Genomic DNA, 22741 nt, shown 5'->3' on the forward strand with positions numbered 1-22741 from the left:
AAAATTCTTGACGGATGGGATAGAAATGGTGGCGTTGGGCAAGCGATTGTGGAGCGAGGGCGTGGGTACGGCATGGCTCGTGTTCGTCGGCTGCGCCAGCACGGTGCTGGATACCGCGAGCGTGCTGCAGGCTAGCGGTGCGCTGCAAATGTCGTTGGCGTTCGGTCTTGCGCTCGCTACCGCCAGCTATGCCTTCGGCAAGATTTCCGGCGCCCATTTCAATCCTGCCGTCACCATCGGCTTCACGGTCGCTCAGCGTTTTCCGGTGCGCGATCTGTTGCCCTATATCGCCGCGCAGATCGCGGGCGCAATCGTCGCAGCGGCGTTTCTTGCCTATCTCGCCTGCGGCCGGCCGGGTTTCGAACTTGCCGCGAGCGAATTCGCGGCGAACGGCTTCGGCGCGCATTCGCCCGCCGACTATCCGTTGCATTCGGCGCTCGTCATGGAGTTCGTGCTGTCGTTCGTTTTCGTCGCGGCCTGCCTGCTGGTCGTCGTTCGAAAAGAGCTGGCTACGGTTGCGCCGTTCATCACCGGCGCATGTCTGATGCTCGTCTATCTGGTGTCGATTCCGGTCACCAATGGATCGGTCAATCCCGCCCGCTCGACAGCGCAGGCGCTATTCGTCGGCAATTGGGCGCTGGACCAGCTGTGGCTGTTCTGGGCCGCGCCGTTGGCGGGTGCGATCGCGGCTGGCGTGCTGTTTTCGTTTCTGGACGGCCATGCTGATGCGTCCACAGGGTCGCTGGCGGACGGGCAGGGTGACGTTTCGTGAGCGCGGGGCGTCACTCGCTGCGCCACTCGACGATGCATTGGCTCGCGTTATGTCTGCTGGCCGCCACGCATGCGATCTGCATGGCCGCACCCGGCGGCGTGGAGTCGGAGGCGTCCGCAATCGTCTCTGTCTCCGCGGCCTCCGCAGTGCATGTGCGCTCTTTAGCCCCGTCGCCCACTGCATTTCCCGCCAGATTGACCGTCGGCATACTCGAAGGCGGCTGGCCGCCATTCGACATCCAGCAGGACGGCCGGCCCGCCGGCATCAGCGGCGACCTGTTGCGCGTGCTCGTGGGGCCGAACGTCGTCATCGAGACGAAGACCTTTCCCGATATGGCCAAACTCATCGACGCCGCATGCTCCGGCCAGGTCGACCTGCTGATGAGCGTAGCGCGTACGCCGGAGCGCGAACGCTGCCTCGGTTTCACGGCGCCGTACTTCCGCGCGTTCGCGTCGGCTGTCGTGCGTCGCGACGATACCCATTACGCGAACTCTGCCAACCTCGGCGGCGCGCGTATCGCGATTGAGCGAGGTTTTGCGCGTGAGCGTCTGTTGCGCGATGGCTTTCCGCACGCGAGGATCGTCTTGTTTGCGAGCACGCAAGAGGCGCTGACGGCGGTCCTGCATGGCGATGCCGACGTGTACTTCGGCTTCACGCCGGTCGTGCGATATGAACTGGCCACGGAGGCTTATCGCGGCCTGCGCGTGGCCTTCGAGCCAGTCGGCAAGGCGCTCGACCTGCGCTTTGCCGTCTCGCCTCGACAGATTGCGTTGCGTGATCAACTGAACCGCGCGTTCGCTTCGCTGAACCCCGCCGAGGCCGCCGAGATACGCGCGCGCTGGCTGTCCGGCAACTTCAACACGGTGCCCGTACCAGACACCTCTGGCTTCACGCTAACGCCGGAAGAAAAGAACTGGCTGCGTTCACTGCCGCCGTTGCAGATCGGTTTTGACAAGGACTGGGCGCCGTTCAGCTATGTTGACGACGCCGGTCGCCCCGTCGGTCTGACCGCCGATTACCTCGCGTACCTGAGCAGTACGCTCGGCGTCGTGCTCAACCGCGCGCGCATGGCTGACTGGCCCACCACCGTCGAAGCGTTTCAGCGCGGCGACCTCGCGGTGCTGGCCACCGCGTCGAGCCGCGGTTCGCTTCTCGAAGGCGCCGAGCATACCCGCGTGTACGAGCGCGATCCGCTGGTGATCGTCGGGCGCAACGGCGTGCCGCCCGCATGTTCGTTCGACGACTTCGCGTCGTGCAGCATCGTGATGTCGCCGCATGTAGCCGGTTCGGTGCCGCTCGCGTTCGAAGCGGTGCCGGTCGATCACATCGTCGTCGCGGCGAGCCTCGACGATGCGCTGCGCGAGGTCGCGAGCGGCGAGGCCGACGTGGCGGTCGGCAACGCGGCCGCGATCAACGCGCAGCTGCGGCGGCACTACGCCGCCGCCCTCAGGGTGCTCGGCACGCTCGGCGAATCCGACTCGTTGTATTTTGCCGTGCGCGAGGATCTGAGCCCGCTCGTCAAGCTGATCGATCGCGCGTTGCAGGCGATGCCTGCGGCCGAAAAGCAGCGCATCCGCCGCAAGTGGGTGAGGCCCGCCGCACCGCACGACGCGATCTGGAGCGTGACCGCGGTGCGGCTGCTGCCGGTCCTGATCGCCATCGGCGTCGTGCTGCTGGTCACGTTGCGCTCGTACGTGCTGCTGCAGCGCGAAGTCCGGCTGCGCAAGCAGACCGAGCGCGAGCTTGCACTGCAACTCAACTTCCAGGAAACGATGATGCAGACGGTGCCGTATCCGCTCACCGCGAAAGGCCTGGACGGACGGTACATCGCGATCAACGAAGCCTATGAGAAAGCGTGCGGGCTCGACCGGGAGGCCGTGCTCGGGCGCACGACGGCCGAGGTCGGCACATGGGGCGACGCGAACAGCCGCATGCTCGACGACATGACGCGCGAGATTCTGCGCGGCGGCGGCAGCGCGAATGTCGAGTTGCAGTTCGAGGACAGCGCCGGCGAGTCGCGGCATGGGCTTTTCTGGACGAGAGTCTGCAAAGGCACCGACGGACAGCCGGCGTACGTGCTCGGCACGATGGTCGACATCACCGATATCCGGCGTGCCGAAATGCGCGCGCGCGAAACCGAACGGCGCCTGTTCGACGTCACGCGCTCGTTGCCGGCCGTTGTGTTCCAGTTGCGGCGCTCGCCGGCCGGCGCGTATTCGTTCCCGTACATCGGCGGCGACACGCGGCATCTGCTCGGCGAGGGTGGTGGCGACGCAAACGCATCGCCAGGGCTTGCGCGGGTCGATTTCCAGCGCGTGTCGGAGCTGGATCGGCCGCTCGTGCTCGGCGAGCTCGAGCGTTCCGCGAGCCGTGCCACTCCCGTGCATATGGAGTTCCGCCTCGAAAGCGCCGGCCAGCTGAAATGGGTGCGGGCCGAGTTGGTGCCGCGGCGCGAAGCCGACGGCAGCGTCGTGTGGAGCGGCTATTGGGTCGATGCGAGCGTCGAGCGCGCGCGTTCGGAGGAGCTCGCGCGGGCACGCGATGTGGCCGAGGCGGCCTCGCGCGCGAAGGACAACTTCTTCGCGATGATGAGCCACGAAATCCGCACGCCGATGAATGGCGTGCTGGGTCTCGTCGAAGTGCTCGAGCGCACGCAGCTCAGTACCGACCAGAGCGAAATGCTCGGCATGATCCACGAGTCGGCGGGCGCGCTGCTGCAGATTCTCGATGACCTGCTCGACTATTCGAAGATCGAGGCGGGGCGGCTCACGCTCGAAGCCGAGCCGATCGATCTGCGTGAGCTCGTCGATAACGCGGTCGGCTTGCTGGCGGGGGGCGCCCACGAAAAAGGTCTGAAAGTGCGCGTAGACATTGCGGCCCGCGTCGCTGCGACGCTGCGCAGCGACAGCGTGCGTCTGCGGCAGATTCTGTTCAACCTGCTCGGCAATGCGATCAAGTTCACGCCGAAGGGCGAGGTGGGCGTGAGCGTATCGGTCGTCGAAGATCGCGCGGATTCGCAGACCTTGGAACTGACCGTGCAGGACACCGGCATCGGCATCGCACCGGACCTGCAGGCGGGTTTGTTCGAGCCGTTCGTGCAGGCGGAATCGTCCACCACGCGGCGCTTCGGCGGCACGGGCCTCGGGCTGACGATCTGCCGCAAGCTGATCGAACTGATGAACGGCACGCTCACGCTGCGCAGCGAACTCGGCCACGGCACGAGCATGATCGTGCGGCTGACGATGCCGGTCGTCGCGCGGCGCTATCCGGTCAATGGTCTGCGCGGCAAACTCGGCGTGGTGATCACGCGTGATCCTTGCATCGGCCGCGCCCTGGCGCAGTTCGGCGAGGCGCTTGGGCTCGAACTGCGCCGCCTCGCGCCCGACGCGGCGACGCTGGGCGACAGTGCCACACTGAGCCGCGCGGATCTGCTGTTCGTCGGCGACGACGTCACGTTGCCCGCGCGTATCGGCGCCAATACGCGCGTCATCACGCTGACCGAAAAATCGCAGCCGACGGGTTACCGCATCGTCGACGACAAGGTGCGCGTGAGCATCAACCCGATTTCCTGGCGCGGTCTCGGCGCCGCGTGCGCGGCAGCGATGACGGGGCTGCCGTCGATGGCCCCGATGGGCTCGCGCGCGGCAGGCGTGCCGTCCGCGATCGAAGGCGTCGCGCCGCCGCCGGATCGTGAACGCGCGATCGCGAGCGGGCGGCTGATTCTTGTCGCGGAAGATCATCCAGTCAATCAGGAGCTGATCCGCCAGCAACTCGCACTGCTGGGTTTCGCGTGCGACGTCGCGAACGACGGCGTCGAGGCGCTCGCGGCGCTGGAGCGCACGAACTATGGTTGCCTGATCACGGACTGTCACATGCCGAACCTGTCCGGCTACGAACTGACCCGCCGTATCCGCGAAGCGGAGGCACGGCGCGGCGGCGCGCAACGTCTGCCGATACTCGGCATCACGGCCAATACCGCGCCCGACGATCTGGGTCTCTGCCGCGAAGCCGGCATGGACGACAGTCTGATCAAGCCGACCCGGCTCGCGACGCTGCGCGACAACCTGGGCCGCTGGTTTGGCACCGACAGCGTGCGGCAGGCCGCGCCGCCGGAAACGCCCGGTCGCACGTCGTCAGCGCCGGCCGGCGAGCGGCCGGCCATGCAGAGCGTGAGCGCCGAGCCGTTCGTGCCGGTCGAACTCGCGCACATGACGCAATTGTGGGGGAGCGAGGCGACGGTCAAGGCGTTGCTCGGCTCATTCGTCTCGTCGATGCGCGACGACATCAAAGCGCTTGCGGCGTTACTCGAACGCGCGGACGAGGGGCGGGTGCGCGAGTGGCTGCATCGGGTGACGGGGGCGGCGAGCGTGCTGCAGTATCCGCCGCTCGTGCAAGCGCTCGAAGCCTATTGCTGCGACATCAGCGCGAAATCGCCCGAGCAGTTGCGTGACGAGGGGCATGCGCTGATCCGCGAATGCGAGGCGATGCTCGACGGCATCGAACAGCAGGCCGCGTTGCTCGCCTAGTGTGCGGCGCGCAGTGGCCCCGCGCAAACACACAAGCAATTCAAAAGGTCGGGGAAAAATCGGGACGAAAAAAAACGCGGCCGAAGCCGCGTTAAAGATTTGGAGACGTCCTTCGATGAAGGAGTCACTTCTCGCGAACGGAATGATACCAGGAATGGCGTCATTTATTCATTGCAATTCGCGCAATTAACTTTTCGGCTAAATCGATTAAAGCGGTTTAGCAATACGCTTTCTGTCTTTATTTCAGGCTCATTCGACGAAAACGTATACGCATTGCGCACTTTGCGCCAATGAGCATTGCGTTTGATTCACAGTCCGGTTCGAATTAGACCGGCATCAAACAAGCTGCCAGTCCAGCCTCACCGGCTCCGAACGATTTGCACTAGTATGTGGAAGCTCCGCGCGGCCGACAGTGGCGCCGCCGCGGCGCGTCAATGTCCGGAGAAGACCATGATTTCGCTGCGAAAATTGAATCTGGCCGTGGTGTTGTGGGCCCTCGCATCGGGCGCTGCATTCGCGGATACGGTGGCGTTGAAGGCGAATCTCCAGCCGTCGAGCGAAGTACCGCCGCGCGTGAGTCACGGGCACGGCATACTGGATGCCACCTTCGACACGTCCACCCAATCGCTGCAGTGGACCATCACTTATGAGGGCTTGAGCGGCCCGTGCACCGCCGCGCATTTCCACGGTCCCGCGCCGGTCGGACAGAACGCGAAGGTCCAGGTGCCGATCGACAGGAATGCGCTCGCGAGCCCGATCAAAGGCACGGCGAAGCTGACCGAGCAGCAGGTCACGGATCTGCTGGCAGGGCAGTGGTACTTCAACGTTTATACCGCGCAGAATCCGACCGGCGAGATTCGTGGGCAGGTGCTGCCGGCGAACTAAGGGCGGCGTTCGCATGCGCCTCGCGCGCGTGCCGCGGCGCAGACACACCATCACCCGACTAGAACGCGCTACCCACTGGCGCCCCCAACGCACGTACCATGACGGGACTTCAACGAAGGAGCATGTCCCGATGAGCTGGCAAAACGCGCTCGCGTGCTGGTATTTGCGCAGGCGATTTCGGCCTGAAACCCTCAAGCCGGTTATCAATGTCGAACGGGCGCGCGCGCTGACCTCGAAGCGCGTGTGGTCGCCCCGCGTGCCACGCGGTTGGCATCTGCGCGAAACGTATGGCGCGAGCGACGCACCGCTGGTCGGCGAATGGCTGGAGCGTGCGGACGGCGGCACGGCCGGCGGCGCGGAGCCTACGGTGCTGTATTGCCACGGCGGCGGCTACTACTTCTGCTCGCCGCGTACGCATCGGTCGCTGACGTTCGCCCTCGCGACGCGCGCCGACGCGCGGCTCTTCTCCCTCGACTACCGCCTCGCCCCCGAGCATCGCTTCCCGGCCGCGCTTGACGACGCCACCGCGGCCTATCGTCAGTTGCTCGCCATGGGCATCGCACCCAGTTCGATCGTGATCGCCGGCGACTCGGCCGGCGGCGGTCTCGCGCTCGCTACGCTGGTCGCGCTGCGCGACGCCGGCGCGCCGATGCCCGCGGGCGGCCTGCTGTTCTCGCCGTGGACCGATCTCGCGACGACCGGCGCAAGCCTGCGTACCAACGACAGCGTCGATCCGATGTTTTGCGGCGCCTCGATCGGGCGTGCGGCCAAGGTCTATCTCGGCGACGCGCCGGCCATCCATCCGTACGCATCGCCGGTCTATGCGGACCTGCACGGTCTGCCGCCGCTGTTCGTGCAGGCGGGCAGCACCGAGGTGCTGCTCGACGACGCGCGCCGCGTCGCCGACAACGCGCACGCGGCGGGTGTCGATTGCGAATGCGAGGTGTGGAAGGACGTGCCGCACGTGTGGCCGATGTTCGCGCCGTTCATGCCGGAGGCGAACCGCGCGCTCGACCGCGCGGCCGCGTTCGTGCGACGCGCGACGAGCCGTGCCGCGAATCAGGCTCAGGCGTCGAGCGTGACGTCGAGCGTCTGATAGACGGCTTCGATCGTTTGCTGGCCGTATTGCCGCTCGAGCCGGCGCACGGTGAAGTGCCCGTGCGCCACTTGCTGGAAGTGATCGATAAATACCGTGTTGACCATGGCGCCGAGCACCGCGCCGATCGCCGGAATCGATTTGGCCGCGATCTGCTCGCTGACCTGCACCGAAAAGCGCGCGGCGATCGCGTTGAGCAGCCGCAGCAGCGCCGCCGAGCCGTGCGTCGTAAAGCCCTTGCTGGCGACTTCGGACGACGCCTTCGACACCGCCTGCGCGAGCGCGCCGCGCATGAAGAAGTAGCCGAAGTCGGCGGCGTCGTCCTCGCTCGACGTGCCGCCCATGCCGAGCACGGTCAGACATTGCAGCTGCGTTTCGACTGAGTTCAGGTCCTCGCCCTCGCTGCGCGCGATGTCGCAGATCGAGCGGAACATCAGCGTGGTCGTCACCGGCAGCTCGACCGGCAGCGCGAGGAGGCCGAACGCGCCGCCGGCCGCGCCAGTCGTCGCGACCGCGAACTTGTGCAGCAGGTTGCTCGGCTTGTCGGGTGCGAGCGGCTTGGTGTCGTCGCGGCGGCCGAGCGTGCGCAGCGCGATCGACAGGCATTTGCGCAACGCGGCCTGCGTCGCATCGGCCACCTTTTCGTTGGCGAACGTGGGAATGCGTGACAGCAGCTTCTCGATCGGCGCGCCGACGACGCTCGCGAGCTTCATCGTGAGCGCGGGGCTTTCGAGCTGGTGTTTCGCGCGCCGCAGCGCGTTCAGGTCCTGCTCCGATAAGGATGGGGCTGCGAGCGTGCTTGGCTGCATGGGCCTCCCTGGCATGTGGTGTCGTGTCGTGGTTAGTTCAGGTCAGTTTACCTACGCGCTGCAAGACGCGTTCCGTCCCGGTTAGAGCGTTGCGCCGTGGTATGATTCCGAATCCTTTGACAAGTCAACTTTTGCTCCCGTCAAAAATGGCTGTCCACACCGCCGCCCACCATTCGAGTGGGCAAGTCTTACCGTTCCGCGAATCCCTGCTGGCCATGCTCGGCATCTCGTTCGTCACGATGCTGGTCGCGCTCGACCAGACCGTGGTCGGTACCGCGCTGCCCACCATCGTGTCCGAACTCCGCGGCTTCGAGCTGTACGCGTGGGTCGCCACGTCGTATCTGCTCAGCTCGGTGATCACCGTGCCGATCTTCGGGCGGCTCGGCGACTACTACGGGCGCAAGCCGTTCGTGATCGCGTCGATCGTCGTGTTTACCGGCGCATCGGTGCTGTGCGGCGCGGCCAACAGCATGCTATTTCTGGTGCTCGCGCGCGGGCTGCAGGGCATCGGCGGCGGCATGCTGGTCGGTACCGCGTTCGCCTGCATTCCCGATCTGTTCCCCGATTCCGTCGTGCGGCTGCGCTGGCAGGTCCTGATGAGCTCGGCGTTCGGCATCGCGAATGCTGTCGGCCCGTCGCTCGGCGGTTTTCTGACGCAGTACTACGGCTGGCGCTCGGTGTTCTACGTGAATCTGCCGGTTGGGCTGCTGTCGCTGTTTTTCGTCTGGCGTTTCCTGCCGCATCTGCGGCACGTCGAGCATACCGTCAAAATGCGGCTCGACTGGCCCGGCGCGCTGCTGATCGCGATTGCGCTCGGCTCGCTGCAGCTGTTCGTCGAATTGCTGCCGAAGCATGGCCTCACGCTAAGCGCGCTTGCGTTGCTCGGATTGAGCGTCGCGTCGGCGATCTCGCTGTGGAAATGGGAAAAGCGCTGCCCGACCGCGATCCTGCCGGTCGACATGTTCCGCAACCGCAGTCTCGCCGCGCTGTTCACGCTGGCCGTGCTCGGCGGCTTCACGATGTTCTCGCTGCTGTTCTATGCGCCGCTGCTGTTCCAGGGCGGCTTCGGCATGTCGCCGAAAGAGGCGGGCATCGTGATCACGCCGCTCGTCGTGTTCATCACGATTGGCAGCATCACGAACGGGCGCGTCGTGTCGCGGGTGAAGAATCCGAACCTGATGCTGTACATCGGCTTTGCGATGGTTGCGCTGTCGTGCCTTGGCATCGTCGTGGCGACCCGGTCGATGCAGCAATGGGTGCTGATGTCGTTTATGATCGCCGGCGGCCTCGGGCTCGGCTTCGTGATGCCGAACCTGACGATCTTCGCGCAGCAGACCGCGGGCCGCGAGCACCTCGGTATTGCGACCGCGCTGTTGCAGTCGCTGCGGATGATCGGCGGCATGATCGGCACGGCGCTGACCGGCACGCTCGTGACCCATATGTACAAGAGCGGCGTGCGCAATGTGCTGGAAGGCGCGGGCGCATCGCACTGGTTCGCCGATCTCGGCGATCCGCAGATCCTGATCAACCGCGACGCGCAGACCACGCTCGTCAACCAGTTGACGCACGCGGGCCATAACGGCGCGATGCTGCTCGAAAGTGCGCGCGAGGCGCTGGTCGGGGCGATCCATCTGGGTCTCGCGATAGCCGCGGCAATCGCCGTCGTGTCGGTGTGGCAATGCCGCCGCGTGCCGCCGATCAAGCTGCGGCGCAAGCTCGAGCCCGTGACTCACGCGGACTGATTTTTGGACTTGGTGTTGGACAGACAGATTATGGAAGAACAGGATCGCGTCGCCGTCGTGCAGCAATTCGGCCGCACTTATCGGTCGTTCATGTCGGCATTCGAGGCCCAGGTGGGGCATCCGTTGCCACGTTGGCGTATTCTGCTCGCGCTGCGCGAGCGGGCCGGCGAGTCGTCGCAGAAGCGGCTCGTCGAGCTGCTGCGCGTCGATCCGGGCGCGCTCACGCGGCAGCTGAAGACACTCGAAGGCATGGGCTGGATCGCACGAAGCATGGATACGCGCGATAACCGCGTGACCAATGTGCGCCTGACCGAAGCGGGCTACGCCGCGACCGAGGCGAGCCTGCCGCGTCGCAATGCGTTTTTGCACGACACGATGGCGGCATTGCCGGACGAGGTGCTTGGGGCGTTGTCGAGCGCGCTGAAAATGCTGGAGACGCGCATCGGCGAAGTGACGGCCAATGCGAGCGCAGCGGCCGTGGCCGCCGCGGCGGCGCAGGAGACCGCGGGCGACGAGGCGGCGTAACACGCGTAATTTTTGCTGCGTGCGTGGCGATAAAAATGGCTGTGCGCCCAAGGGCACACAGCCATTTTTTGTGGTGGAAACGCCCCTGCCTCAGTCAGCGCAGCGCGATCCAATCAGAAGAACGTCTCGATCACTTCTTTCACGCGATACTGCGGATCGACAACCAGTACCTGCTTCCACTTGTCGAACGTCAGGCACGGATGCGAGATGTCGAACGCGATCATGTCGCCGACTTTCAGATCGGCGCCGGCGGGAATCCGCAGATACGCGTGCTGGTCCATCAGGCCGAAGATTTCCCAGCCCTCGCTCGCGGCGATATCGCGCGGTGCTTCGTTGCCCGGACGATAGTGGCGCGACGGTTCCGGCATGCCCGAGTCGAACGCGGAGTCGCGTTTGCCGAGGCCGATGATCGCGCGATCCGGCTCTGGAATGGACTGCACGTACGCCCACAATTGCAGCGCCGGCAACAGCCCTTCGCCCATTTTCTTCGCGACGGGATTGCGCGCGAAGATGTCGGTCTGCGCCTTGCGATAGATGCCGACGTCGTGCGTCAGATAGCAGCCCGGGCGCAGCACGACTTCGACCTTGCCCGATTGCGTCGCTTGCGCGAACTCTTCGGCGACCACGTCGTACCACGCCGAGCCCGCGCCCGATAGCACCGCCGGCGAGCGCGCGAAACGCCCCTGCTCGACGAGTTCGCGCGTCACCGCGACCGCGCCTTGCAGGAACGCGCGCACCTCGGGTTCTTCCTTCAGCACGCCTTCGTACAGCTCGACGCCCGCGAGCTTCAACACGTCCGGATAGCGCGCGATCGCGTCCAGCACCGCATTGCGCTGCGCTTCATCGCGCACGCCGGTGCGACCGCCCGGCACGCCGAGTTCGAGCAGCACCTGCAGCGGCTTCTTCACCGACGTGAAGAATTCGCCGAGCTGCTCGACGCCTTCGGCCGAATCGACGAGGCAGAAGAACTCGAACTCCGGATCGGTGAGCAACTCGGCGATCATCATCATGTTGTGGCGGCCGACCAGCTGGTTCGCCATCAGGATGCGGGACACGCCGCCGTGGTACGCGGCGCGCACCTGGTGGGCCGTGGCGAGCGTGATGCCCCACGCGCCGGTTTCGAGCTGACGGCGAAACAGTTGCGGCGCCATCGTGGTCTTACCGTGCGGCGCGAGCTTGACGCCATATTCGGCGACGAACGCCTGCATCCACTTCAGGTTGTGCTCGACGCGATCCTCGTACAGCACGGCGGCCGGCAGGCTGACGTCTTCTGCGAGCAGGTTCCACTCGAGGCGCGCGGCGTCCTTCAGCTGGACGCTGGTGCCCGGAACCATGCCCAAGCCCTTGCTATAAGGATCAATCGTCGCGCCCTGATAGTTTGTAACTTTCATGTCTCCGTGCTCCATCGTCCGGTTAAATTGCATCAGATTTGACTTTACCATGTTACCGAAAGTACGATGTCTGGAGAAATGTTATTTAGTACCACGGGTTTCGAAGGCTGCCGGAAAGGCGCGCGAAAGCCGTGTCGCCAACCCCACCGTCCGCCATGAACAGTAGCGCCGAACCGCTCGCATTCGACATCGTTGCGCGCATCGCCGAATGCGCGCCGGAGTTGCGTTCCGCTGAACGCAAGGTCGCCGCGCTGATCCTCGACGATCTGACCAGCGCGTCGCGCGCGAGCATCGGCGCGCTCGCGCAGCAGGCCGAGGTGAGCATCGCGACCGTCACGCGCTTCGCCAAGGCGGTCGGCTGCCGCGACGTGCGCGAACTGAAGCTGCGGCTCGCGCAGGCGGCCGCGGTCGGTCAGCGTTTTCTCGAGCGCGAGGTAGCAAGCGGCGCACCCGAGCCGATCGCCACGCGCGTTTTCGACGAGCTGCAAACCGCGCTCGCGCGCAACCACCAGTTGCTGCGTCAGGCGCCGCTCGCCGAAGCGGCGGCCGCACTGCGCGCCGCGCGGATGATCTACGTGTTCGGCATGGGCGGCGGCTCGACCGCGCTCGCCGACGAGATGCGTTTCCGGCTCGTGCGCCTCGGCCGCCCGGTCGCGACGTATCAGGATGGGCTGTTGCAACGGATGGTCGCGAGCACGGTGTCGCGCGAGTGCGTAGTCATCGCGCTGTCCACCACCGGCCGCGTGCCCGAGATGGTCGAGAACTGCAGGATCGCACGCAGCTACGGCGCGACCGTGATCGCGCTGACCGCGCCCGCGTCACCTTTGGCGAAGCTCGCCGACTGGCTGATCCCGATCGTCGCGTTCGAAACCGATTTCATTTACAAGCCGTCGTCATCCCGTTACGCGATGATGATGGCGCTCGATGTGCTCGTCACCGAACTCGCTGTCAGTCAGGGCGACGAGAGCCGCGAATTGCTGCGCCGTATGAAGCACGTGCTCGACACGCACCGCGGCGGCGGCGATCGACAACCGTTAGGAGATTGATCCATGCATTCGCATCCAGAAGCCGCCGATACGCTGATCGTCGGCGCGCAACTATACGATGGCACGGGTGCACCGCCCGTCGAGCGCGACGTGGCGATCCGCGACGGGCGCATCGCCGCGATCGGCAATCTGTCGAACTGGCTTGCCGAAGAGGTGATCGAGGCCGAGGGGCGCGCGCTCGCTCCGGGCTTCATCGACGTACACACGCATGACGACACCCACGTGATCCGCTCGCCGCAGATGCTGCCGAAGATCACCCAGGGCGTGACGACGGTGATCGTCGGCAATTGCGGGATCAGCGCGTCGCCGGTATCGCTGAAGGGCGATCCGCCCGATCCGATGAACCTGCTCGGCGAGCGCGACGCGTTCCAGTACCCGACCTTCGCCGACTACGTGAACGCGGTGAATGCCGCGCGCCCGGCGGTGAACGTCGGCGCGCTGATCGGCCACACGGCGTTGCGCAACAACCAGATGGACCGGCTCGATCGCGCGGCGACTCCACAGGAAATCGAAGGCATGCGCGCGCAACTCGAGGAAGCGCTAGCGCACGGCGCACTGGGTCTGAGCTCGGGGCTCGCGTACGGTTCGGCGTTCGCCGCGCCGACCGAGGAAGTGATGGCGCTCGCCGAGCCGCTCGCCGCTGTGGGCGCGCTGTACACGACCCACATGCGCACCGAGTTCGACGCGATTCTCGACGCGATGGACGAGGCCTACCGCGTCGGCCGTCATGCGCGCGTGCCGGTCGTGATCTCGCATCTGAAGTGCGCGGGGCCGTCGAACTGGGGGCGCAGCGTCGAGGTGCTGAAGTCGCTCGAAGGCGCGCGCGGCGCTCAGCCGGTCGGCTGCGACTGCTATCCGTACAACCGCAGCTCGTCGACGCTCGATCTGAAGCAGGTGACGGGCGACATCGACATCACGATTACGTGGTCGGAGCCGCATCCGGAGATGGCGGGCAAGCTGATCAAGGAAGTCGCGGCCGCGTGGGGCGTCTCGCAGCAGGAAGCGGGCAAGCGCCTGCAACCGGCGGGCGCGGTCTATCACAACATGTCCGAAGACGACGTGCGACGCATCCTGTCGCATCCGGCGACGATGGTCGGCTCGGACGGCCTGCCGAACGATCCGCTGCCGCATCCGCGTCTTTGGGGCGCGTTTCCGCGCGTGCTCGGCCACTACGTGCGCGATGCCGCCCTGCTGCCGCTCGAAGAGGCGGTGCGCAAGATGACGAGCCTGTCCGCGCGCCGTTTCGGTCTCGCGCAGCGCGGCGAAGTGCATATCGGCTATCACGCCGACCTCGTGCTGTTCGATCCGGCGAAAGTGCACGATGCGGCAACGTTCGACAAGCCGCAGCAGCCGGCCGCCGGCATCGACGCGGTGTGGGTCAACGGCGTGCTGTCGTATCGCGACGGCGCGGTGACGGGCGAGCGCGCTGGCCGGTTCGTCACGCGCGGCGCGCCGTCGAAGGGCGATGCGCAGGGCGCGTTCTGATTTTTATCGATTGATGGCGGCACGCGCGGCGAGAGCGCCGCGCGTGCCCGACTTTTTAAGGAGTGTGACGATGAAGCGATATGGCGTGGAAGGCGGAAAGGGAACGGGCGGTCAGGTGATGCCGTTTGCGCGTGCGGTCGAGGCGGACGGCTGGCTGTTCGTGTCTGGCCAGACGCCGATGGAAAACGGCGAAGTGATCAACGGCGGCATCGTCGAGCAATCGCACAAGGCGATCCAGAACGTGTTCGCGATCCTGAAGGAAGCGGGCTATGGCGCCGAGCACGTCGTGCGTTGCGGCGTGTGGCTCGACGATCCGCGCGACTTCGCATCGTTCAACAAGGTATTTCGCGAGTACTTTGGCGAGAATCCGCCGGCGCGCGCGTGCGTCGTGTCGTCGATGGTGATCGACTGCAAGGTCGAGGTGGATTGCGTCGCTTATAAGAAGCCGGCGGCCTGATTGCTTTGACGGCTTTTATGTGGCGAGGGCGCCGCAGCCTGTGATGGCTTGCGGCGCCCTCGTCGCGTTTACCGCTGTGTTTTCTCGTGCGTGCGCGTTACTGCCGCGCAAGTCGCATGTTGTCCGGCATCGGCAGGTTGTAGTTGGTGCGGAACGGATTGATGTCGAGCCCGCCGCGGCGCGTATAACGCGCGTACACCGCGAGCTTCAGCGGCTTGCACATCTTCATGACGTCGACGAAGATCCGCTCGACGCATTGCTCGTGAAAGCCGGTGTGATTGCGGTACGAGATGATGTAGCGCAACAGGCCTGCGTGATCGATCTGCGGGCCGGTGTAGTGGATCTGCACGCTGCCCCAGTCCGGCTGACCGGTCACCGGGCAGTTCGACTTCAGCAGATTCGAGAACAGCGTTTCCTCGACCGGCGCTTCGTCGTGCGCGGCGCTCAAGAGTGACGCGTCCGGCTGATAGATGCTCGCCTCGAGATCGAGCCGGTCCAGCGACAGGCCGTCGAACTCTTCCATTTTCAGCTTGCCGAAATCGTGCGGTGTGCTCAGGTGCACCGATACCGTCGCGCCGCACGATGCGGACACGTCGCGCTTGATCGTGTCGCGCACGCTTTCGGTGGACTCGAAAGCGGTCTGCGCGAACGAGCCGAGATAGAGCTTGAACGACTTCGATTCGACGATGTTCGGCGAGTCGGCCGGCACGAAGAACGTCGCGACCGCGATCTGCGGCTTGCCGCGCGTGTTGAGCCACGACAGTTCGTAGGCGTTCCAGATGTCGGTGCCGAAAAACGGCAGTCGCGCGGTAATGCCGATCGCCTCGCGCGCATTGCTGCGCGCAATCGGAAACAGCAATGTCGGATCGTATTGTTCGGAGTAAGTCGAGGACTTACCGAGCGGAGATTGTTCGGGTGTCATGATGCGTTCACGATGCCACTCAGCACGTGCCCGGTCGCCGTTACGACACGGGCCGATTCGCAGTGGCCGATCTGGTCGTCGAAGAAAAAGTCGGGCTCGAACTCGCGCAAAAATGCGCTCTTGTCGAGGCCGCCGAGGAACATCGCTTCGTCGATTTCGATGTTCCATGCCATCAGGGTGCGGATCGCGCGCTCGTGCGCGGGCGCCGAGCGCGCGGTGACCAAGGCCGTGCGAATGCGCATCGGCGCGGCCGCGTCCGCGAGTTTCTGCAGCCGGTGCAGTGCTTCGAGCAGCGGCTTCAGCGGACCGTCCGCGAGCGGCAAGTGCTTGTTGTCGATCTCGTGACCGACGAACGCGCGCAAGCCGTCCTTCTGGAAGATGCGTTCCGCTTCGTCGGAAAACAGGACCGCGTCGCCGTCGAACGCGATGCGGATTTCGTCCGGGTACTTGCTCGCCATTTTCGCCGATTCCGGCAATACGCGTGCGGCCGGGAAACCGGCGGCGAGTGCGTCGCGCACGTCCTGCTGATTCGCCGACAAAAACAGCGACGCGTTCAGCGGTTTCAGATAACTGAACGGTGCGCGGCCGCGCGTGAATACACCGCGCTCGATCGCGAGCCCGTGTTCGCGGCACGAATGAAACGCGCGCAGGCCGCTGATCGGATCGCTGCGCGACAGGATCACCACTTCGACGCGATGACCGCCGGCGTTCAGCGCGAGCAGCTTGCGGATCAGCGCAAACGCGACGCCCGGTTTCGCGGGCACGTTCAGGCGTTCGCGCTGCAACGCTTCATAGGCCTTCAGATCGCCGGCCTCGTAGACGCTGTTCTCCTCCTCGAAGTCGAACAGCGCGCGCGACGAGATTGCGACCACCAGTTTGTCGGCAAGCGAAAGCGCCATCGTTGCGTTCTGTCCGGAGAGATCAGGCGAGGAAGAGGCGGTAGACCGGGTTTTTCGTTTCTTCCCAGCATGGGTAGCCGAGCGTTTCGATAAAGCGCTCGAAGGCATTGTGGTCGCTCTCGGGCACCTGAATCCCAACCAGAATCGAGCTGTAGTCCGCGCCCTGATTGCGATAGTGGAACAGGCTGATGTTCCAGTTCGGCGCCATCGACGACAGGAACTTCATCAGCGCACCCGGACGCTCCGGAAACTCGAAGCGAAACAGACGTTCATCGCGCGCGAGCGGCGAGCGGCCCCCGACCATGTAGCGGATATGCTGCTTCGACAGCTCGTCGAAGGTCAGGTCGACGGTGGCGAAGCCGTGCGCTTCGAATGCGCCGGCGATCTGCGCCGATTCGCTGCGATTGCGGATCTGCACGCCGACGAAGATATGCGCCGAGTTCGCGTCGGCAATCCGGTAGTTGAATTCGGTGACGCTGCGCGTGCCGACCAGTTCGCAGAAGCGCTTGAAGCTGCCGCGCTCTTCGGGAATCGTCACCGCGAATACGGCCTCACGCGCTTCACCCACTTCGGCGCGTTCAGCGACGAAGCGCATGCGGTCGAAGTTCATGTTCGCGCCCGACGTGATCGCGATCAGCGTCTGATTCTCGATGCCTTCCCGCTCGGCGTACTGCTTGGCGCCGGCCACCGCGAGCGAGCCTGCGGGTTCGAGCACGCTGCGCGTGTCCTGGAACACGTCCTTGATCGCGGCGCACAGGGCATCGGTATTCACGAGCAGCACTTCGTCGAGATATTCGCTGCACAGGCGGAAGGTTTCTTCGCCCACGAGTTTCACCGCGGTGCCGTCGGAGAACAGGCCCACTTCGTTCAGCGTCACACGCTCGCCTGCCTTCAGCGATGCCGCCATCGCACACGAGTCATCGGTCTGCACGCCGATCACCTTGATCTCGGGGCGCACCGATTTCACGTACGCAGCGACACCGGCTGCGAGACCCCCGCCGCCGATCGGCACGAAGATCGCGTGAATCGGGCCCTGGTGCTGGCTGAGGATTTCCATTGCCACCGTGCCCTGGCCGGCGATCACGTAGGGGTCATCAAACGGATGCACGAAGGTCAGGCCGCGTTCTTCCTGCAGCTTGACCGCGTGGCCATAGGCATCGCTGTACGACTCACCGAACTGCACGACCTCGACAGTCGGGCCGCCGTGCGTGCGGATCGCGTCGACCTTGAGTTGCGGCGTCGTCACCGGCACGACGATGATCGCCTTCACGCCCATGCGTGCCGCCGACAACGCCACACCCTGCGCATGATTGCCCGCCGACGCGGTGATCACGCCGCGTCCGAGCGCCTCGGCCGGAATATGCGCCATCTTGTTGTACGCGCCGCGCAGCTTGAACGAGAACACCGGCTGGTTGTCCTCGCGCTTCAGATAGACCGGATTGCGCAGCCGCGCCGACAGGTTCGGCGCGCGTTCGAGTTCGGTCTCCCGCGCCACGTCGTAGACGCGCGCGGTCAGGGTCTTTTTCAGGTAGTCGTGGGAAGCCATGCGGGTAGCGCGGTGCGCTGTGTAAGACGGGAAAGCATCAATGATAGCGCCAACGGTGCCCGCTCTGGCCGCTGCGCGTATTCCGCGGGAAGGTGCCATGCCTTTGCCCCGGCCGCTTTGGAATCGCGTGATCGAGTTTCGCCGAACCGTCCGGTCGGTCAATCGACGGGATGCGAAACGCCCCCGGAATCGTGTTCAAAACCGGCGAACTCTCGCTGCCGCCCCGATTCCCGCCGTCAACGCGCGGCGGAATGATGCGGTAGAATTTCGTTTTGGAATATAAGGATCGGAAGATGCACTGGCAGCCTCGGATCGCCCATTTGATGCCCGTCCCGCGCGAATCCTGCCCCGCGGCGGAGCGGCATGTCCGCCACGCGCGATCGTGTAGCTGTCTCTGAGTGCCGCGAAGCGACCGCCGTGAGTTGACCGCCGGTCGTGCTCGCTCCCCTGGAAGCCCTAGAAGATTTCAAGCATTGCGCCCCACGCGCATTGTCCGCCGACGCCTCGTGACGAGCGCGCCAGGCTGACCTACCGAGTCGTCCAAACATGAACGCACCTCAAGTTTTCGATCCGCACGGCGCCGCCGCTGCGGTGGCCGCCGATCCCGAAGCGCGTCTGCGCGAAATTCCCTATAACTACACGTCGTTCTCGGACCGCGAAATCGTCATCCGCCTGCTCGGCAATGCCGCGTGGGATGCGCTCGCCGAGCTGCGTGCCGAACGCCGCACCGGCCGCTCGGCGCGCATGCTGTATGAAGTGCTCGGCGATATCTGGGTCGTGCGCCGCAATCCGTATCTGCAGGACGACCTGCTCGACAACCCGAAGCGCCGCGCGCTCCTGATCGAAGCGCTCAATCACCGTCTCGCGGAAATCGAGAAGCGCCGCCGCGCCGATTTGCGCGAACACGGCGACGAAGCCGGCGTCGATCGCGCCGCGCGCGTCGAAAAGCTCGTGCAGGCCGCGCGTCGCGCGATCGACGAATTCGCCAGCGAATTCCAGCAGACCTACGACCTGCGCCGCCGCGCCACGCGCGTGCTCGGCAAGGTCACACAGAAGGACAACATCAAGTTCGACGGCCTGTCGCGCGTCGCGCACGTGACCGACGCGACCGACTGGCGCGTCGAATACCCGTTTGTCGTGCTGACGCCGGACTCGGAAGCCGAGATCGCTGGCATGGTCAAGGCCTGCTTCGAACTCGGCCTGACCGTGATTCCGCGCGGGGGCGGTACCGGCTACACGGGCGGCGCGGTGCCGCTCACACCGTTCTCGGCCGTCATCAACACCGAAAAGCTCGAACAGCTCGGTCCGGTCGAGATGACCGACCTGCCGGGTGTCGATCGCAAGGTCGCGACGATTTTCTCGGGCGCGGGCGTCGTCACGCGCCGCGTGACCGAGGCGGCCGAGCAGGCCGGCTTCGTGTTCGCGGTCGACCCGACCTCGCTCGACGCGTCCTGCGTCGGCGGCAACGTCGCGATGAACGCGGGCGGCAAGAAGGCGGTGCTGTGGGGCACGGCGCTCGACAACCTCGCGTGGTGGCGCATGGTCGACCCGGAAGGGAACTGGCTCGAAGTCACGCGTCTCGAGCACAACATGGGCAAAATCCACGACATCGAAGTCGCGCGGTTCGAGCTGAAGTGGTTCGACGGCAACTACGCGCCGGGCGAAAAGCTGTTGCGCACCGAAGCGCTGGACATCAAAGGCCGTGTGTTCCGTAAGGAAGGCCTCGGCAAGGACGTCACCGACAAATTCCTCGCCGGCCTGCCGGGCGTGCAGAAGGAAGGCTGCGACGGGCTCATCACGTCCGCGCGCTGGGTGCTGCACAAGATGCCCGCGCATACGCGCACCGTGTGTCTCGAGTTCTTCGGCCAGGCGCGCGAGGCGATTCCGAGCATCGTCGAAATCAAGGACTATCTGTTCGAGACCTCGCGCCAGGGCGGCGCGATTCTGGCCGGCCTCGAGCATCTGGACGAGCGCTATCTGCGCGCGGTCGGCTATGCGACCAAGAGCAAGCGCAACGCGTTTCCGAAGATGGTGCTGATCGGCGACATCGTCGGCAATGATGCGGACGCGGTCGCGCAGGCCACGTCGGAAGTCGTGCGCATGGCCAACGGCAAGAGCGGCGAGGGATTCGTCGCCGTGAGCGCCGAGGCCCGCAAGCGCTTCTGGCTCGACCGCAGCCGCACCGCCGCGATCGCGAAGCACACCAACGCGTTCAAGATCAACGAAGACGTCGTGATTCCGCTCGACCGCATGGGCGAGTACACGGACGGCATCGAGCGCATCAACATCGAGCTGTCGCTGAAGAACAAGCTGCAACTGGTCGACGCGCTCGAAGCGTTCTTCAAGGGCGGCAAGCTGCCGCTCGGCAAGAGTGACGACGCGAACGAGATCCCGAGCGCCGAACTGCTCGAAGACCGCGTACAGCAGGCGCTCGATCTGCTCGCGCGCGTGCGCACGCGCTGGGAGTTCGTGCGCGACAAGCTCGACCTGTCGCTGCGCGAGGCGCAGCACTATCTGGTCGGCCTCGGCTACGAATCGCTCGCCGAGAGGTTCGCCGATCGCGTCGACGCACAACCCGACGCGACGGTGTTCCACCTTGCGCAGGACCGCACGATTCGCGTGTCGTGGAAGCAGGAAATCCGCGCCGAATTGCGGCAGATTTTCAACGGCGGCGAGTTCAAGCCGATCCTCGACGAAGCCCAGGCGATCCACAAGAAGGTGCTGCGCGGCCGCGTGTTCGTCGCCCTGCACATGCACGCGGGCGACGGCAACGTCCACACGAACCTGCCGGTCAACTCCGACAACTACGAGATGCTGCAGGACGCGCACGTTGCGGTCGCGCGCATCATGAAGCTCGCGCGTTCGCTCGACGGCGTGATCTCCGGCGAGCACGGCATCGGCATCACGAAGCTCGAATTCCTGACCGACGACGAGATCGGTGAATTCCGCAAGTACAAGCAGCGCGTCGATCCGCATGGCCGCTTCAACGCCGGCAAGCTGCTCGAAGGCGCGGACCTGCGCAACGCGTACACGCCGAGCTTCGGCCTGATGGGCTACGAATCGCTGATCATGCAGCAGTCCGATATCGGCGCGATCTCCGAATCGATCAAGGACTGCCTGCGCTGCGGCAAGTGCAAGCCCGTCTGCGCGACGCACGTGCCGCGTGCAAACCTGCTGTACAGCCCGCGCAACAAGATTCTCGCCACGTCGCTGCTGGTCGAGGCGTTCCTGTACGAAGAGCAGACGCGCCGCGGCGTGTCGATCAAGCACTGGGACGAATTCAACGACGTCGCCGATCACTGCACGGTCTGCCACAAGTGCGTGACGCCGTGCCCGGTGAAGATCGACTTCGGTGACGTGACGATGAACATGCGCAACCTGCTGCGCAAGATGGGCAAGAAGAAGTTCAACGCGGGCAACGCGGCGGGCATGTTCTTCCTGAATGCGACCAACCCGCAGACCATCAATCTCGCGCGCACCGCGATGATGGGTGTCGGCTACAAGGCGCAGCGTCTCGGCAACGAGGTGCTGAAGAAGTTCGCGAAGAAGCAGACCGCGCATCCGCCTGCCACGGTCGGCAAGCCGGTGATCACCGAGCAGGTGATCCACTTCATGAACAAGAAGATGCCGGGCAACCTGCCGAAAAAGACCGCGCGCGCGTTGCTCGATATCGAGGACAACAAGATCGTCCCGATCATCCGCAATCCGAAGACGACCACCGCCGATACCGAAGCGGTGTTCTACTTCCCGGGCTGCGGCTCCGAGCGACTGTTCTCGCAGGTCGGTCTCGCGACCCAGGCGATGCTGTGGGAGGCGGGCGTGCAGACCGTGCTGCCGCCGGGCTACCTGTGCTGCGGCTATCCGCAGCGCGGCTCGGGCCAGTACGACAAGGCCGAGCAGATCGTCACCGACAACCGCGTGCTGTTCCACCGCGTGGCAAACACGCTGAACTACCTCGACATCAAAACGGTCGTGGTGTCCTGTGGCACGTGCTACGACCAGCTCGCCGGGTATGAATTCGAGAAGATTTTCCCGGGCTGCCGGATCGTCGACATTCACGAGTATCTGCTCGAGAAGGGCATCAAGCTCGACGGCGTGAACGGCGTGCGCTACATGTACCACGACCCGTGCCATTCGCCGATCAAGACGATGGATCCGGTCAAGCTCGTCAATCAGCTGATGGGCTCGGAGAAGGACGGCTACAAGATCGAGAAGAACGATCGCTGCTGCGGCGAATCGGGCACGCTCGCGGTCACGCGTCCCGACATTTCCACGCAGGTGCGCTTCCGCAAGGAAGAGGAAATCCGCAAGGGCGCGGCGAAGCTGCGAGGCATCCCGCCGGGCGGCGCTCCGCTCGTCGCCGAAGCGGGCGCGAACGCGATCAACCCGGCCAATGCATCGGCCGGCGCCGCGGCGGCGCCGAACGGCGCAACCGACGTGAAGATCCTCACGAGCTGCCCGTCGTGCCTGCAAGGGCTGTCGCGCTACAACGAAGACGCGGGTACCGAGGCGGACTACATCGTGGTCGAGATGGCACGCCATGTGCTCGGCGAAAACTGGATGGCGGACTACGTTCAACGGGCGAACAATGGCGGAATCGAGCGCGTGCTGGTTTAATGGCACGACAAACGATTTTTGCC

The 22741-nt window shown here is 65.1% G+C and carries 15 protein-coding genes; 10 read left to right on the forward strand and 5 right to left on the reverse strand.

Features of this window, described 5'->3' with window-relative positions; translation table 11 throughout:
• Positions 1–25 precede the first annotated feature (25 nt).
• The 4 genes from aqpZ (at position 26) to L0U81_RS02110 (ending at position 7279) form a co-directional block, all read left to right on the forward strand.
• Positions 26–772 carry an aquaporin Z gene (aqpZ, locus tag L0U81_RS02095; RefSeq protein WP_233799939.1) on the forward strand — a complete coding sequence of 249 codons (747 nt, stop codon included), beginning with the start codon at positions 26–28 and terminating at the stop codon, positions 770–772.
• A gap of 32 nt (positions 773–804) precedes the next feature.
• The gene (locus L0U81_RS02100) at positions 805–5298 is read left to right on the forward strand and encodes an ATP-binding protein (RefSeq protein ID WP_233804183.1); all 4494 of its coding nucleotides are present in this window, start codon (positions 805–807) and stop codon (positions 5296–5298) included.
• Positions 5299–5748: 450 nt separating this feature from the next.
• Complete coding sequence (locus L0U81_RS02105; RefSeq protein WP_233799940.1) at positions 5749–6183, forward strand: CHRD domain-containing protein; 435 nt, start codon at positions 5749–5751, stop codon at positions 6181–6183.
• A 130-nt stretch (positions 6184–6313) separates the two neighbouring features.
• Positions 6314–7279: an alpha/beta hydrolase gene (locus L0U81_RS02110; RefSeq protein WP_233799941.1), complete on the forward strand. Its 966-nt coding sequence runs from the start codon at positions 6314–6316 to the stop codon at positions 7277–7279.
• Here the strand turns inward: L0U81_RS02110 and L0U81_RS02115 are convergent.
• Positions 7249–8088 (reverse strand): EcsC family protein, encoded by an 840-nt coding sequence (locus tag L0U81_RS02115; RefSeq protein ID WP_233799942.1) that lies wholly within the window; start codon positions 8086–8088, stop codon positions 7249–7251. The genes L0U81_RS02110 and L0U81_RS02115 overlap by 31 nt on opposite strands.
• A gap of 146 nt (positions 8089–8234) precedes the next feature.
• Between L0U81_RS02115 and L0U81_RS02120 the strand changes: the two genes are divergently transcribed.
• Positions 8235–9830, forward strand: coding sequence for an MDR family MFS transporter (locus tag L0U81_RS02120; RefSeq protein ID WP_233799943.1), 1596 nt, complete (start codon positions 8235–8237; stop codon positions 9828–9830).
• 30 nt (positions 9831–9860) lie between these two features.
• A complete protein-coding gene (locus L0U81_RS02125; protein WP_233804184.1) occupies positions 9861–10355 on the forward strand; it encodes a MarR family winged helix-turn-helix transcriptional regulator in 495 nt (164 codons plus the stop codon).
• Between the two features lie 113 nt (positions 10356–10468).
• Here the strand turns inward: L0U81_RS02125 and L0U81_RS02130 are convergent, their stop codons facing one another.
• Positions 10469–11746 (reverse strand): amino acid deaminase, encoded by a 1278-nt coding sequence (locus L0U81_RS02130; RefSeq protein WP_233799944.1) that lies wholly within the window; start codon positions 11744–11746, stop codon positions 10469–10471.
• 155 nt (positions 11747–11901) lie between these two features.
• Here L0U81_RS02130 and L0U81_RS02135 point away from each other — a divergent pair, with 155 nt between their 5' ends.
• The 3 genes from L0U81_RS02135 to L0U81_RS02145 all read left to right on the forward strand — a co-directional run bounded on the left by L0U81_RS02135 (position 11902) and on the right by L0U81_RS02145 (position 14734).
• A complete protein-coding gene (locus L0U81_RS02135; protein ID WP_233799945.1) occupies positions 11902–12792 on the forward strand; it encodes a MurR/RpiR family transcriptional regulator in 891 nt (296 codons plus the stop codon).
• A 3-nt stretch (positions 12793–12795) separates the two neighbouring features.
• The gene (locus L0U81_RS02140; protein WP_233799946.1) at positions 12796–14277 is read left to right on the forward strand and encodes an N-acyl-D-amino-acid deacylase family protein; all 1482 of its coding nucleotides are present in this window, start codon (positions 12796–12798) and stop codon (positions 14275–14277) included.
• 70 nt (positions 14278–14347) lie between these two features.
• Positions 14348–14734, forward strand: coding sequence for a RidA family protein (locus tag L0U81_RS02145; protein WP_008923846.1), 387 nt, complete (start codon positions 14348–14350; stop codon positions 14732–14734).
• 97 nt (positions 14735–14831) lie between these two features.
• Here L0U81_RS02145 and queF read toward each other — a convergent pair whose 3' ends face one another.
• Genes queF through ilvA form a run of 3 tightly spaced genes read right to left on the reverse strand, consistent with a single transcriptional unit; the run spans position 14832 to position 18200 of the window.
• Positions 14832–15656, reverse strand: coding sequence for an NADPH-dependent 7-cyano-7-deazaguanine reductase QueF (gene queF / locus L0U81_RS02150; RefSeq protein ID WP_233799947.1), 825 nt, complete (start codon positions 15654–15656; stop codon positions 14832–14834).
• Positions 15653–16555 carry a 5'-nucleotidase gene (locus L0U81_RS02155; protein WP_233799948.1) on the reverse strand — a complete coding sequence of 301 codons (903 nt, stop codon included), beginning with the start codon at positions 16553–16555 and terminating at the stop codon, positions 15653–15655. Before L0U81_RS02155 ends, queF begins: the two co-directional genes overlap by 4 nt.
• A 22-nt stretch (positions 16556–16577) precedes the next feature.
• Entirely contained in the window at positions 16578–18200 is a 1623-nt protein-coding gene (gene ilvA / locus L0U81_RS02160; RefSeq protein WP_267956382.1) for a threonine ammonia-lyase, biosynthetic, read from the reverse strand.
• Positions 18201–18647: 447 nt separating this feature from the next.
• Here ilvA and L0U81_RS02165 point away from each other — a divergent pair, with 447 nt between their 5' ends.
• Positions 18648–22718, forward strand: a complete 4071-nt coding sequence (locus tag L0U81_RS02165) for a DUF3683 domain-containing protein (protein ID WP_233799950.1) — start codon at positions 18648–18650, stop codon at positions 22716–22718.
• Positions 22719–22741 lie beyond the last annotated feature (23 nt).

This window comes from Paraburkholderia sp. HP33-1 (assembly GCF_021390595.1).
GTDB lineage: Bacteria > Pseudomonadota > Gammaproteobacteria > Burkholderiales > Burkholderiaceae > Paraburkholderia.